The organism is Pseudomonas sp. FBCC-B1565, from assembly GCF_059133265.1.
This window is the reverse complement of the sequence record NZ_CP101438.1, coordinates 1698620-1712721: the sequence shown is the minus strand read 5'-3', so window position 1 is coordinate 1712721 and position 14102 is coordinate 1698620. Positions and strand designations below refer to the sequence as shown.

16 protein-coding genes are annotated in these 14102 nt (G+C 61.9%); 15 read left to right on the top strand and 1 reads right to left on the bottom strand.

Translation table 11 applies throughout. From position 1 onward, the window contains the following. Window positions 1-70: 70 nt before the first annotated feature. Window positions 71-763 (bottom strand): alpha/beta family hydrolase, encoded by a 693-nt coding sequence (locus tag NL123_RS08195; protein WP_494357554.1) that lies wholly within the window; start codon window positions 761-763, stop codon window positions 71-73. Between the two features lie 79 nt (window positions 764-842). On the opposite strand from NL123_RS08195, the gene ccoN (NL123_RS08190) reads away from it, so the two are divergent. From ccoN (NL123_RS08190) to NL123_RS08120, 15 genes are all read left to right on the top strand, one after another. Continuing rightward, entirely contained in the window at window positions 843-2267 is a 1425-nt protein-coding gene (ccoN, locus tag NL123_RS08190; protein ID WP_248483583.1) for a cytochrome-c oxidase, cbb3-type subunit I, read from the top strand. Between the two features lie 10 nt (window positions 2268-2277). After that, window positions 2278-2886 carry a cytochrome-c oxidase, cbb3-type subunit II gene (gene ccoO / locus NL123_RS08185; RefSeq protein WP_017735321.1) on the top strand — a complete coding sequence of 203 codons (609 nt, stop codon included), beginning with the start codon at window positions 2278-2280 and terminating at the stop codon, window positions 2884-2886. A gap of 3 nt (window positions 2887-2889) precedes the next feature. Then, window positions 2890-3090: a cbb3-type cytochrome oxidase subunit 3 gene (locus tag NL123_RS08180; protein WP_010208563.1), complete on the top strand. Its 201-nt coding sequence runs from the start codon at window positions 2890-2892 to the stop codon at window positions 3088-3090. Further along, window positions 3087-4034, top strand: a complete 948-nt coding sequence (ccoP, locus tag NL123_RS08175; RefSeq protein ID WP_248483585.1) for a cytochrome-c oxidase, cbb3-type subunit III — start codon at window positions 3087-3089, stop codon at window positions 4032-4034. The genes NL123_RS08180 and ccoP (NL123_RS08175) overlap by 4 nt, the downstream gene beginning before the upstream one ends. 350 nt (window positions 4035-4384) lie before the next feature. After that, the gene (ccoN, locus tag NL123_RS08170; protein WP_248483587.1) at window positions 4385-5827 is read left to right on the top strand and encodes a cytochrome-c oxidase, cbb3-type subunit I; all 1443 of its coding nucleotides are present in this window, start codon (window positions 4385-4387) and stop codon (window positions 5825-5827) included. Continuing rightward, window positions 5827-6435: a cytochrome-c oxidase, cbb3-type subunit II gene (ccoO, locus tag NL123_RS08165; protein WP_003193167.1), complete on the top strand. Its 609-nt coding sequence runs from the start codon at window positions 5827-5829 to the stop codon at window positions 6433-6435. Before ccoN (NL123_RS08170) ends, ccoO (NL123_RS08165) begins: the two co-directional genes overlap by 1 nt. 3 nt (window positions 6436-6438) lie before the next feature. Beyond that, window positions 6439-6624, top strand: a complete 186-nt coding sequence (locus tag NL123_RS08160; protein ID WP_003175465.1) for a CcoQ/FixQ family Cbb3-type cytochrome c oxidase assembly chaperone — start codon at window positions 6439-6441, stop codon at window positions 6622-6624. Further along, window positions 6621-7598, top strand: coding sequence for a cytochrome-c oxidase, cbb3-type subunit III (gene ccoP, locus NL123_RS08155; RefSeq protein ID WP_248483589.1), 978 nt, complete (start codon window positions 6621-6623; stop codon window positions 7596-7598). The genes NL123_RS08160 and ccoP (NL123_RS08155) overlap by 4 nt, the downstream gene beginning before the upstream one ends. Before the next feature lie 165 nt (window positions 7599-7763). Continuing rightward, window positions 7764-8018 carry a type II toxin-antitoxin system Phd/YefM family antitoxin gene (locus tag NL123_RS08150; RefSeq protein ID WP_494357553.1) on the top strand — a complete coding sequence of 85 codons (255 nt, stop codon included), beginning with the start codon at window positions 7764-7766 and terminating at the stop codon, window positions 8016-8018. Then, window positions 8018-8428 carry a type II toxin-antitoxin system VapC family toxin gene (locus tag NL123_RS08145; RefSeq protein WP_248483593.1) on the top strand — a complete coding sequence of 137 codons (411 nt, stop codon included), beginning with the start codon at window positions 8018-8020 and terminating at the stop codon, window positions 8426-8428. Before NL123_RS08150 ends, NL123_RS08145 begins: the two co-directional genes overlap by 1 nt. A 207-nt stretch (window positions 8429-8635) precedes the next feature. Further along, complete coding sequence (ccoG, locus tag NL123_RS08140; protein WP_248483595.1) at window positions 8636-10039, top strand: cytochrome c oxidase accessory protein CcoG; 1404 nt, start codon at window positions 8636-8638, stop codon at window positions 10037-10039. A gap of 14 nt (window positions 10040-10053) precedes the next feature. Then, window positions 10054-10593, top strand: coding sequence for a FixH family protein (locus NL123_RS08135; protein ID WP_071491367.1), 540 nt, complete (start codon window positions 10054-10056; stop codon window positions 10591-10593). A gap of 141 nt (window positions 10594-10734) precedes the next feature. Continuing rightward, complete coding sequence (locus NL123_RS08130; RefSeq protein WP_494357552.1) at window positions 10735-13179, top strand: heavy metal translocating P-type ATPase; 2445 nt, start codon at window positions 10735-10737, stop codon at window positions 13177-13179. 22 nt (window positions 13180-13201) lie between these two features. Then, complete coding sequence (gene ccoS / locus NL123_RS08125; protein WP_010208549.1) at window positions 13202-13414, top strand: cbb3-type cytochrome oxidase assembly protein CcoS; 213 nt, start codon at window positions 13202-13204, stop codon at window positions 13412-13414. Then, entirely contained in the window at window positions 13407-14090 is a 684-nt protein-coding gene (locus tag NL123_RS08120) for a sulfite exporter TauE/SafE family protein (protein ID WP_071493843.1), read from the top strand. Before ccoS ends, NL123_RS08120 begins: the two co-directional genes overlap by 8 nt. Window positions 14091-14102 lie beyond the last annotated feature (12 nt).

Here is a 14102-nt window from a genome sequence, read left to right as displayed (position 1 = left end):
AACCCCCCTCCCACACTTTGACTGTATTCACAAATCAAAATGTGGGAGGGGGCTTGCCCCCGATAGGGCCCTAGAGGACGCCGAGAAACCTGGCCACCTTCACCGCCGCCACCTCCAAATGCTGCTCATGACTAAACCCCGACGCCTTCAACGGCTTCAGGTCATGATCCCCCGCCACCAGCCACATCACCTCGATGCTCGGCGACAATTCATACCCCTCAACCGCCGCCCGATTACCCAGCGCATCGCGCTCGCCCTGCACAATCAAGGTTGGCGTCTTCAACCCCGCCAAATGCTCAACCCGTGGTTTCTCCGGCTTGCCCACCGCGTAGAACGGATACCCCAGGCACACCAGCCCATCGGCGCCCAGTTGATCGGCCAACAAACTGGCCATGCGCCCGCCCATGGACTTGCCACCAATGGCCAGTTTCCCAGCGACATGACGTCGCACCTCGGCATGCACCTCACGCCAGGTTTCCAGCAGTTTCGGCGCCGGGTTCGGCGGACGCTTGCCACCGTCCACACGGCGTTGGGCCATGTAGGGAAACTCGAAGCGCAACACGTTGACGCCATGCCCGGCAAGGCGCGCAGCCATGTCGTTCATGAAGGATGAGTCCATCGGTGCGCCAGCGCCGTGGGCCAGGATTAGCGTGACGGGATCGCTCGAAAGCGCCTCCACCGCGACATCCCACAACCACCCATGTTCCCGCACACACTGCGCCCATTGATCCCCGTCAATACTGGCCTTGTGCTCTTTGCCCATGCTTGCCTCGCTTTTTAGTCTGCCTATAACTCCAGCCCAAGTGCCGCATTTGCTTGGGTTGAACCGTGGATGGGGAACCATGAACACTACTTTAAGTACCGCCTATAACTACAAGGTGGTCCGCCAATTCACCATTATGACGGTGGTGTGGGGCATCGTCGGCATGGGGCTCGGGGTTTTTCTCGCGGCCCAATTGGTGTGGCCTGCACTCAACTTCGACTTGCCGTGGACCAGCTTCGGCCGCCTGCGCCCGCTGCACACCAACGCGGTGATCTTCGCCTTCGGTGGCTGCGCGCTGTTCGCCAGCTCCTTCTACTCGGTGCAGCGTACCTGCCAGACCCAATTGTTCGCGCCGAAAATCGCCGCGTTCTGCTTCTGGGGCTGGCAGTTGGTCATCCTGCTGGCAGCGATCTCCTTGCCGCTGGGCTACACCAGCTCCAAGGAATACGCCGAGCTGGAATGGCCGATCGATATTCTGATCACCATTGTCTGGGTGGCCTACGCCATTGTGTTCTTTGGCACCGTGGCCAAGCGCAACACCAAGCACATCTACGTCGGTAACTGGTTCTTCGGTGCGTTCATCATCACCGTGGCCATCCTGCATATCGTCAACAACCTGGAAATCCCGGTCAGCCTGACCAAGTCCTACTCCCTCTATGGCGGTGCGACGGATGCCATGGTGCAGTGGTGGTATGGGCATAACGCGGTAGGCTTTTTCCTCACCGCCGGTTTCCTCGGCATGATGTACTACTTCGTGCCCAAGCAGGCCGAGCGTCCGGTGTATTCCTATCGCTTGTCCATCGTGCACTTCTGGGCGCTGATCACCCTGTACATCTGGGCCGGCCCGCACCACTTGCACTACACCGCGCTGCCGGACTGGGCACAGTCCCTGGGCATGGTGATGTCCCTGGTGCTGCTGGCACCGAGCTGGGGCGGCATGATCAACGGCATGATGACCCTGTCGGGCGCCTGGCATAAGTTGCGCAGCGACCCGATCCTGCGCTTCCTGGTGGTGTCCCTGGCGTTCTACGGTATGTCGACCTTCGAAGGCCCGATGATGGCGATCAAGACCGTCAACGCCCTCTCCCACTACACCGACTGGACCATCGGCCACGTACACGCCGGCGCCCTCGGCTGGGTGGCAATGATCTCCATCGGCGCGCTGTATCACATGATCCCGAAAGTCTTCGGTCGCGAGCAGATGTACAGCCTCGGCCTGATCAACGCGCACTTCTGGCTGGCCACCATCGGCACCGTGCTCTACATCGCCTCGATGTGGGTCAACGGCATCGCCCAGGGCCTGATGTGGCGTGCGGTCAACGAAGACGGCACCTTGACCTACTCCTTCGTCGAAACCCTGGTGGCCAGCCACCCTGGCTTCATCGTGCGGCTGGTGGGCGGTGCGATCTTCCTCAGCGGCATGTTCCTGATGGCTTACAACACCTGGCGCACCGTGCGTTCGGCGCAGCCTGTCGAAGCCGCCACCACTGCGCAGTTGGCCTGAGGAGTCTGTGATGAAACACGAAACGATTGAAAAGAACGTCGGCCTGCTGATGCTGCTCATGGTGCTCGCCGTGAGTATCGGCGGCCTGACCCAGATCGTCCCGCTGTTCTTCCAGGACGTGACCAACAAGCCGGTGGAGGGCATGAAACCCTACACCGCGCTGCAACTGGAAGGCCGCGACATCTACATCCGCGAAGGCTGCGTACAGTGCCACTCGCAGATGATCCGCCCGTTCCGTGCCGAAACCGAACGCTACGGCCACTACTCGGTCGCCGGTGAAAGCGTGTGGGACCACCCGTTCCTGTGGGGCTCCAAGCGCACCGGTCCGGACCTGGCGCGCGTCGGCGCACGCTACTCGGACGACTGGCACCGCGCGCACCTGTACAACCCGCGCAACGTGGTGCCCGAGTCGAAAATGCCGGCCTATCCATGGTTGGTCACCGCCGCCGTCGACAGCAGCCACACCGAGACCAAGTTGAAAGTGATGCGCACCCTCGGCGTGCCGTACACCGACGACGACATCAGTGGCGCCGTGGCCAGCCTCAAGGGCAAGACCGAGATGGACGCGCTGGTTTCGTACCTGCAAGTGCTCGGCACTGCCATCAAGAGCAAGAGGTGAGCCATGGGATTTGAATTCGATGCAGGCACCATCCGCGGCCTCGGCACGCTGGTGGTCGCCATCGCCTTTATCGGCCTGTCGCTGTGGGTGTTCAACAACCGGCGCAATGCGGAATTCGAGCAGGCGCGCCTGCTGCCCTTCGCCGATGAACCTTCTCCATCCGACGCTCAAGAAGAGCCTGCAATAAGGAGCACCCGGCCATGACCCTATTCTGGAGTACATGGATCTGCGTACTGACCCTCGGCAGCCTGATCGGCTTGACCTGGCTGCTGGTCGGCACCCGCAAGGGCGAGACCAAGGGCAGCGTCGACCAGACCATGGGCCACGCCTTCGACGGTATCGAGGAATACGACAACCCGCTGCCCCAGTGGTGGTTCATGCTGTTCGCCGGCACCCTGGTGTTTGCGGTCGGCTACCTGATCCTCTACCCGGGCCTGGGCAACTGGAAAGGCGTGTTGCCGGGCTATGAAGACGGCTGGACCCAGGCCAAGGAATGGGACAAGGAAATGGCCAAGGCCGACGCCAAGTTCGGGCCGATCTTCGCCAAATTCTCGGCCATGCCCGTGGAAGAAGTGGCCAAGGACCCGCAAGCGCTGAAAATGGGCGGTCGCCTGTTTGCCTCCAACTGTGCGGTGTGCCACGGCTCGGACGCCAAGGGCGCGTTTGGTTTCCCGAACCTGGCGGACAACATCTGGCGCTGGGGCGGTTCGGCCGAGGCGATCAAGACCACCATCCTCAACGGCCGCCACGCGGCGATGCCGGCCTGGGGTGACATGCTCGGCGATGAAGGCGTGAAAAACGTTGCCGCCTATGTGCGCCACGACCTGGCCAAGCTGCCTCTGCCCGCCGACAGCAGCGCCGATGTGGCTGCCGGCCAAGCGGCCTTCAACACCACCTGTGTCGCCTGCCACGGTCCGGAAGGCCATGGCATGGAAGCCATGGGCGCGCCTGACCTGACCAAACCGGCCGGCTACATCTACGGCACCAGCCTTGCGCAGTTGCAACAGACCATCCGCCACGGCCGCCAAGGCCAGATGCCGGCGCAGGAAGTGCTGCAAGGCAATGACAAGGTGCATCTGCTGGCCGCTTATGTTTACAGCCTGTCCCACAACGCCGATGGCGCAACGCCAGAAAGCCAAGCGCAATAACCGCTGATCGCCGCCCCATTTTGGGGCGGCAACCCTGGCGCTGTACGCGACCAAGTGTCACACCCCTCCAAAGCACAACTTTCCCCTCCTCACTTTCGGGTCTACGCTTGTTCCCACAGCGGACCAATCCTGGCGTACGCGACGACATTCGTTGCGACCCCGAAATTTTCCTGTCCACTCGATCAGCTTTCGATTTCCGATTTTGTCCTTACACCAAACATGGAAAGGGCGCAGAATCTGGCGTGGAACGCATTGATACAGGTCAGTCATTGCGTTGCAATGACCCCTCGCTTTCTACATACTTGCGGCCGATTTTACCTATAAAAAAACCTAAACCGTGGAACCTTAGAATGAGCACAGCAATCAGTCCGACTGCTTATAACTATAAGGTAGTCCGCCAGTTCGCCATCATGACGGTGGTCTGGGGGATCCTTGGCATGGGGCTCGGGGTGTTCATCGCCTCGCAACTGGTCTGGCCGGAATTGAATTTCGGTTTGCCATGGACGACCTTTGGTCGCCTGCGCCCGCTGCACACCAACCTGGTGATCTTCGCCTTCGGCGGATGTGCATTGTTTGCCACCTCCTACTATGTCGTGCAGCGAACCTGCCAGACGCGACTGATCTCCGACAGCCTTGCGGCCTTCACCTTCTGGGGTTGGCAAGCAGTCATCGTTGGCGCCATCGTCACCCTGCCACTGGGCTACACCACCACCAAGGAATACGCCGAGCTGGAATGGCCCATCGCCATTTTGCTCGCCATCGTGTGGGTGACCTATGCCGTGGTGTTCTTCGGCACCATCGTCAAGCGCAAGACCAAGCACATCTACGTGGGCAACTGGTTCTACGGCGCGTTCATCCTGGTGACGGCGATGCTGCACATCGTCAACCACGCCTCGTTGCCGGTGAGCCTGTTCAAGTCCTACTCGGCCTACGCCGGGGCCACCGATGCGATGATCCAGTGGTGGTACGGCCACAACGCGGTGGGTTTCTTCCTGACCACCGGGTTCCTGGGGATGATGTACTACTTCGTGCCGAAACAGGCCGAACGTCCCATTTACTCGTACCGCCTGTCCATCGTGCATTTCTGGGCGCTGATCACCCTGTACATCTGGGCCGGCCCGCATCACTTGCACTACACCGCGCTGCCGGACTGGGCGCAGTCCCTGGGCATGGCGATGTCGATCATCCTGCTGGCCCCGAGCTGGGGCGGCATGATCAACGGCATGATGACCCTGTCCGGCGCCTGGCATAAATTGCGCACCGACCCGATCCTGCGCTTCCTCGTGGTGTCGCTGGCGTTCTACGGCATGTCGACCTTCGAAGGGCCGATGATGGCGATCAAGACCGTCAACTCGCTGTCCCACTACACCGACTGGACCATCGGCCACGTACACGCCGGCGCCCTCGGTTGGGTGGCAATGATCTCCATCGGCGCGCTGTACCACATGATCCCCAAACTGTTCGGCCGTCCGCAGATGCACAGCGTTGGCCTGATCAACGCGCACTTCTGGCTGGCCACCATCGGCACCGTGCTCTACATCGCCTCGATGTGGGTCAACGGCATCACCCAGGGCCTGATGTGGCGTGCGATCAACGATGACGGCACCCTCACCTACTCCTTCGTCGAAGCGCTGCAAGCCAGCCATCCGGGTTACATCGTGCGCGCCCTGGGCGGTGCATTCTTTGCCTCCGGCATGTTCCTGATGGCCTACAACGTCTGGCGCACCGTGCGTGCCGCCGACCCTGTAGAAGCCGAAGCCGCCGCCAAGATCGCCGTTGTGGGAGCTCACTGATGAAGCATGAAGTAGTCGAGAAGAATATCGGCCTGCTGGCCTTCTTCATGGTCATCGCCGTGAGCATCGGCGGCCTGACCCAGATCGTTCCGCTGTTTTTCCAGGACGTGACCAACAAGCCGGTGGAAGGCATGAAGCCGCGCACCGCCCTTGAACTGGAAGGCCGCGACGTCTACATCGCCAACGGTTGTGTCGGCTGCCACTCGCAGATGATTCGCCCGTTCCGTGCTGAAACCGAACGCTACGGCCACTACTCGGTCGCCGGCGAAAGCGTATGGGACCACCCGTTCCTGTGGGGTTCCAAGCGCACCGGCCCGGACCTGGCCCGTGTCGGCGGTCGTTACTCCGATGACTGGCAGCGTGCGCACTTGTACAACCCGCGCAATGTGGTGCCTGAGTCGAAAATGCCGGCGTACCCGTTCCTCGTGGAAAACAAGCTCGACGGCAAGGACACCGCGAAGAAGATGGAAGTCTTGCGCACCCTGGGCGTGCCCTACACCGACGAAGACATCGCCGGTGCAGCCGCCGCCGTGAAGGGCAAGACCGAAATGGACGCACTGGTGGCCTACCTGCAAGGCCTGGGCACCATCATCAAAAGCAAACGGTGATCTATGGATATCGGGATGATTCGTGGCCTGGGCACCGTTGTGGTGATGGTGGCCTTTATCGGCCTGGCGTTGTGGGTGTTCAGCCCCAAGCGCAAGTCGGAGTTTGAAGACGCGACCTTGCTGCCCTTTGCGGATGATCCCGAAGCCATCAAGCACGTCGAGCAAGCTTCTAGGAGTAACAAAGAATGACTACGTTCTGGAGTCTGTACGTCACAGTCCTCAGTCTGGGTACCATCTTCGCCCTGACCTGGCTGCTGCTGTCGACCCGCAAGGGCCAGCGCGCCGAGCAAACCGACGAAACCGTCGGCCACTCGTTCGACGGCATCGAGGAGTACGACAACCCGCTGCCCAAGTGGTGGTTCATGCTGTTCGTCGGCACCATCGTCTTCGCCCTCGGCTACCTGGCGCTGTACCCCGGCCTGGGCAACTGGAAGGGCCTGCTGCCGGGCTACAACTACCTCGACACCGACAAGCAAACCCCCTTCGCCAACGGCCAGACCGGCTGGACCGGCGTGCACGAATGGGAAAAGGAAATGGCCAGGTCGGACGCCAAGTTCGGGCCGATCTTCGCCAAATTCGCGTCGATGCCGATTGAAGAAGTGGCCAAGGACCCGCAAGCCCTGAAGATGGGTGGCCGCCTGTTCGCCTCCAACTGCTCGGTATGCCACGGTTCCGACGCCAAGGGCGCCTATGGCTTCCCCAACCTGACCGACGCAGACTGGCGCTGGGGCGGCGAGCCGGCCACCATCAAGGAAACCATCATGAAGGGTCGCCATGCGGTGATGCCGGCCTGGCTGGATATCCTCAAGGAACAAGGCGTCAGTGATGTGGCCGCATTCGTGCTCACCAACCTCGACGGGCGCAAACTGCCCGAAGGCGTGAAAGCTGATGTGGCCAACGGCGAGAAACTCTTCGCCGCCAACTGCGTGGCCTGCCACGGCCCGGCCGGTAAAGGCACCGCCGCCATGGGCGCGCCCGACCTGACTCACCCGGGTGCATTCATCTACGGCTCGAGCTTCGCCCAGCTGCAGCAGACCATCCGTTGGGGCCGCCAGGGCCAGATGCCTGCGCAGGAGCAACTGCAAGGCAATGACAAGGTGCACTTGCTGGCGGCGTATGTGTACAGCTTGTCCCATGGGGATAAGAAGGCTGAAGAGCAGTAACTCCTCGAAAGAACGAAGCCCCGTGCAGCGTAAGCTGGCGGGGCTTTGTTCTTTCTGGCTCCCAGGGTTATCCAAGCAGGAACCCACTACCACTTGATACTTGCGGCTCGGGGCAACCAAGTAGTAACGTAACTACATCCAGCCTGACGAAGGGGGGAGCACCCCATGACCATCACGACTATTTCCAGCCGCGAATTCAACCAAGACACAAGTGGTGCCAAAAAAGCCGCCCGCCAGGGGCCGGTTTTTATCACCGATCGCGGCAAGCCCGCCCATGTACTGCTAAGCATTGAGGAGTACCAGAAACTGACAGGGCTCAAGGCCGACATCGTTGATCTGCTAGTGATGCCGGAAGCGCCCGATATCGACTTCGAAACCGAGCGAGCCGTGATCACTCATCGACCTGTGGACCTCTCTTGATGTATCTACTCGACACCAACGTTATTTCTGAACTGCGCAAACCCCAGGCTGATGCAAAAGTGGTCGCCTGGGCCAAAAGTGTCATCGCTACACGCATGTTTATTTCCGCGATCACATTGAAAGAATTGGAGACCGGGGTGTTACGTATTGAGCGCCGAGACCCGGCACAAGGAAAGCTGCTAAGAACCTGGCTCAAGCGCCATGTAATGCCCGCTTTTGATTCCAGGATCCTGCCGGTGGATACCGCGGTCGCGCTGCGTTGTGCCCATCTGCATGTGCCTGACCGGGCAAATGAAAGCGATGCGCTGATCGCCGCTACCGCTCTGGTCCACGGGCTCACCGTGGTCACACGCAATATCAATGACTTCAAATCCAGCGGGGTTCCGTTGATCAATCCATGGGACGAATGACCACAATACCTACCAAAACCGTCCATACTTCCCAAGTCAATTGATCCAGATCACGTACACCATCAATTGATTTCCCCCAACGCGACCAAAGGTCGCACCCTTTGCACATCCTCGGGGGCGTATCATTAGGCCACTGCAACACCCTACATTTGACCCCGGCTGGCACGTACTGGCCGAGGCAAATCTCCACCGCCGTGGGATGCAATGATGAGCAACCAGATACCGGTACATGACGTTACCCCGCCTGCCAAAACCGTCGACCTCTACGCCTCGCGAGAGAAAATCTACACGCGCGCCTTCACCGGCCTGTTCCGCAATCTACGCATGCTCGGCGGTGCCGGCCTGTTCCTGCTCTACTTCGGCACGGTGTGGCTGAACTGGGGTGGTCACCAGGCTGTGTGGTGGAACCTGCCCGAGCGTAAGTTCTTTATTTTTGGCGCAACCTTCTGGCCCCAGGACTTCATCCTGCTCTCGGGCATCCTGATCGTCGCAGCGTTTGGCCTGTTCTTTATCACGGTGTACGCCGGTCGCGTGTGGTGCGGCTACACCTGTCCGCAAAGCGTGTGGACGTGGATCTTCATGTGGTGCGAAAAGGTCACCGAAGGCGACCGCAACCAACGCATCAAGCTCGACAAGGCACCGATGGGCGCCAACAAATTCCTGCGCAAATTCAGCAAGCACACGCTGTGGCTGCTGATCGGATTTGTCACCGGCATGACCTTTGTCGGCTACTTCTCGCCGATCCGCGAACTGGTGTTCGACTTCTTCACCGGCCAGGCCGATGGCTGGTCGTATTTCTGGGTCGGTTTCTTCACCCTCGCCACCTACGGCAACGCCGGCTGGCTGCGCGAACAGGTGTGCATCTACATGTGCCCGTATGCGCGCTTCCAGAGCGTGATGTTCGACAAGGACACCCTGATCGTTTCCTACGACCCACGCCGTGGCGAGCTACGCGGCCCGCGTAAAAAAGGCACCGACTACAAGGCCCAGGGCCTGGGCGATTGCATCGATTGCACGATGTGCGTGCAAGTGTGCCCCACCGGTATCGACATCCGCGACGGCCTGCAGATCGAGTGCATCGGCTGCGCCGCCTGCATCGACGCCTGTGACAACATCATGGACAAAATGGACTACCCGCGCGGCCTGATCAGCTACACCACCGAGCACAACCTGTCGGGGCAGAAAACCCACAAGCTGCGCCCGCGCCTGATCGGCTACGCCCTGGTACTGCTGGCGATGATCAGCCTGCTGGTGGCGGCGTTCTTCATGCGCTCGCTGGTGGGTTTCGACGTGAGCAAGGACCGCGTGCTGTACCGCGAAAACGCCGAAGGCCGCATCGAGAACGTCTACAGCCTGAAGATCATGAACAAGGACCAGCGCGACCACACCTACGTGCTCGACGCCGCCGGCCTGCCCGACCTCAAGCTGCAAGGCCGGCGCGAGATCAAGGTGGCGGCCGGCGATATCGTCAGCATGCCGGTGGAGCTGTCGAGTGCGCCGGAACAGTTGCCGTCGAGCACCAACGAGGTGAAATTCATCCTCACCGATGCCGATGACGCCAGCGTCCATATTGAAGCCAAGAGCCGATTCATCGGCCCACAAGTCCGCTAACAGGGAACCGAACAATGTCCGTAGCAACTGCCGCAAGCCCTTGGTACAAGCACCTCTGGCCCTGGATCATCATTGGCATCCTGGCCTGTTCGGTGACCTTGACCCTGTCCATGGTGACCATCGCGGTGAACAACCCGGACAACCTGGTCAACGACAACTACTACGAGGCCGGCAAAGGCATCAACCGCTCCCTCGACCGCGAGCTGCTCGCGCAGACCCTGCAACTGCGCGCCAAGGTGCACCTGGATGAGCTGACCGGTGAAGTCGAGGTCAACCTTACCGGCTACAGCAACCCGAAAACCCTGGAGCTGAACCTGATTTCCCCGACCCAGCCGGAGAAGGACCGCAAGATCAACCTGGCCCGCAGTGACAGCGAGCCCGGACGCTATATCGGCCAGGTCACCGACAAGGTCGAAGGCCGGCGTTTCGTCGAGTTGCTCGGCGTGGAAGGCGACCGGACCTGGCGCATGTTCGAGGAAGAACAAGTCAGCCACGACAAGGACTTGCTGCTGGGTGATGAACCGTTGCAGGGTGCCGAAGACCTGAAAAAATAAAAAGCCTGCGCTTCGCGCATCGGGGGCAAGCCCCCTCCCACACTGGATTGGGTTTACACATATCTATTGGTGAAATCAGTCAAATGTGGGAGGGGGCTTGCCCCCGATGAGGCCCTACCAGCCACCATAGATTCCCAAGCCATGACCACCCCCTGCTACCACTGCGCCCTCCCCGTCCCCTCCGGTAGCCGTTTCACCACGGTCATCCTCGGTGAGCGCCGCGAACTCTGCTGCCCCGGCTGCCAGGCCGTGGCCGAAGCCATCGTGGCCGGTGGCCTGGAAAGTTATTACCAACACCGCAGCGAAGCCTCGGCCAACCCCGAGGCGTTGCCGGTACAACTGGTGGATGAGCTGGCGCTGTATGACCGCGCCGACGTGCAGAAACCTTTTGTGCGCCACGAAGGCGAACTCGCCGAAGTCACCCTATTGATGGAAGGCATCAGTTGCGCCGCCTGCGGCTGGCTGATCGAGAAACACCTGCGCAGCCTGCCCGCCGTGGCCGAGGCGCGGTTGAACCTGTCCAACCACCGCCTGCACGTGCGTTGGGCCGATGGGCAACTGCCGCTGAGCCAACTGCTCGGTGAACTGCGCCATATCGGCTACGCCGCTCACCCCTATCAGGCGGATCGCGCCGCCGAGCAACTGGCCGGCGAAAACCGCCTGGCCCTGCGCCAACTGGGCGTGGCCGGGCTGCTGTGGTTCCAGGCGATGATGGCAACCATGGCCACCTGGCCGGAATTCAACATCGACCTGAGCCCCGAGCTGCATGTGATCCTGCGCTGGGTGGCGATGTTTCTTACAACACCCATCGTGTTCTACAGCTGTGCACCGTTTTTCAAGGGCGCCTTGCGCGACTTGCGCACGCGCCACCTGACCATGGATGTCTCAGTATCCCTGGCCATCGGCGGGGCTTACCTGGCGGGCATCTGGACCGCGATCACCGGCACGGGCGAGTTGTACTTCGATGCGGTGGGCATGTTTGCGTTGTTCCTGCTGGCCGGTCGCTACCTGGAGCGCCGCGCCAGGGAGCGCACGGCCGCCGCGACGGCGCAACTGGTGAACCTGCTGCCCGCCTCGTGCCTGCGACTCAAGCCCGACGGCCAGAGCGAGCGCATCCTGCTCCCCGAACTGACCCTGGGCGACCGCGTGCTGGTGCACCCCGGTGCCGTGCTGCCGGCGGATGGCGTGATTCTCGATGGACAATCGAGCATTGATGAATCCCTGCTCACCGGTGAGTACCTGCCGCAACCGCGCCAGACCGGCGACGCGGTCACGGCGGGTACGCTGAATGTCGAGGGGGCATTGACCGTCGAAGTACGTGCCCTGGGCCATGACACGCGGCTGTCCGCCATCGTGCGTTTGCTTGAGCGCGCCCAGGCCGATAAACCACGCCTGGCGCAAATCGCCGACCGGGCCGCGCAGTGGTTCCTGTTGTGCTCGCTGATCGCCGCCGCGCTGATCGGCCTGCTGTGGTGGGAGCTGGACGCGTCGCGGGCGTTCTGGATTGTGCTGGCAATGCTGGTGGCAACTTGCCCCTGTGCGCTGTCTCTGGCCACTCCCACCGCCCTCACCGCCGCCACCGGTACTTTGCACAAACTCGGGTTACTGCTAACTCGCGGCCATGTGCTGGAAGGGCTGAACCAGATCGACACGGTGATCTTCGACAAGACCGGCACTCTCACCGACGGGCGCCTGGCATTGAGAGCCATCCGGCCCTTGGGGTCGTTGAGCACCGACCTGTGCCTGAGCCTCGCCGCCGCCCTGGAAAACCGCTCCGAACACCCGATTGCCCGCGCCTTCGGGCGTGCGCCATTGGCCGCCGATGAGGTCATCAGTTCGCCAGGGCTGGGCCTAGAAGGTCGTGTCGGTGAGCGCGTATTGCGCATTGGCCAGCCGGGCTTTGTCTGCGAACTCAGTGGTTGCCCGATTCCTGCAGCGCCGGAAGTTTGCGGCCAATGGCTGTTGCTCGGCGACCGCGACGGCGCCCTGGCCTGGTTCGTGCTCGACGACCGCCTGCGCAGTGATGCCCCTGCCCTGCTGGCCGCGTGCAAGGCGCGTGGTTGGCGCACGCTGTTGCTGTCCGGGGACAGTTCGCCGATGGTCGCCAGCGTCGCCGCCGAGCTGGGTATCGACGAGGCCCACGGCGGCCTGCGCCCGGATGACAAGCTGCAAGTCCTTCAGCAACTGCACAAGGAAGGTCGCAAGGTGCTGATGCTTGGCGATGGCGTCAACGATGTGCCGGTACTCGCCGCCGCGGACATCAGCGTGGCGATGGGCACGGCCACCGACCTGGCCAAGACCAGCGCCGATGCGGTGTTGCTGTCCAACCGCCTGGACGCCTTGGTGCAAGCCTTTACTCTGGCGCGGCGCACCCGCCGGGTAATCATTGAAAACCTGCTGTGGGCCGGGCTGTACAATGGCCTTATGCTGCCGTTTGCCGCCCTGGGCTGGATCACTCCCATCTGGGCGGCGATCGGCATGTCCCTCAGTTCGTTGACCGTGGTGCTCAATGCCCTGCGCCTGACTCGCCTGCCGAGCGCGCCGGCCGCCCGAGCCCCCTCAGTAACCCGCCCGCTGCCGGTGTGAGCCGCGCGGGCATGGAGTGCAGATGCCAGCTTTATACGTAATGATCCCGGCGGCGCTGCTCTTGGTGGGCGTGGCCATCTACATCTTCTTCTGGGCCGTGGACAGCGGCCAGTACGACGACCTCGACGGCCCGGCCCATAGCGTGCTGTTCGACGATCAGGACCCGAACCACCTGGCTGGCGTCGAAGAGGCCAACCACCCCGAACAACCACCAAAAGACCCGCCCCATGCTTGAGCTGGCGCCGCTGCTGGTCTCTGCGCTGATCCTCGGCCTGCTCGGTGGCGGCCATTGCCTGGGCATGTGCGGCGGGCTGATGGGCGCGCTGACCCTGGCGATCCCCAAAGAGCAACGCGGCCGCAGGTTTCAACTGCTGCTGGCCTACAACCTGGGGCGCATCCTCAGCTATGCCGCGGCCGGCGTGTTGATCGGCCTTGCCGGCTGGGCGGTGGCGAACAGCCCGGCGGCGATGTTCATGCGCGTGCTCGCCGGCCTATTGTTGATCAGCATGGGCCTGTACCTGGCGGGCTGGTGGAGCGGCCTCACCCGTATAGAAAGCCTCGGACGCGGCCTGTGGCGCTATATACAGCCGGTCGCCAACCGTTTGCTGCCCGTGTCCAGCGTACCGCGTGCATTGCTGCTGGGCGCGCTGTGGGGCTGGTTGCCGTGCGGATTGGTCTACAGCACGTTGCTGTGGGCGGCGAGCCAGGGCAATGCCTGGGACAGTGGGTTGTTGATGCTGGCGTTCGGGCTGGGGACTTGGCCGGTGCTGTTGGCTACAGGTCTGGCGGCTGAGCGGGTAACGGCGCTGTTGCGCAAGCGCAGCGTGAGGATGGCCGGCGGCTTGCTGGTGATCCTGTTTGGAATATGGACGTTACCCGGTCCGCACCAGCACTGGTTGATGGGCCATTAGATCGCCATGTGG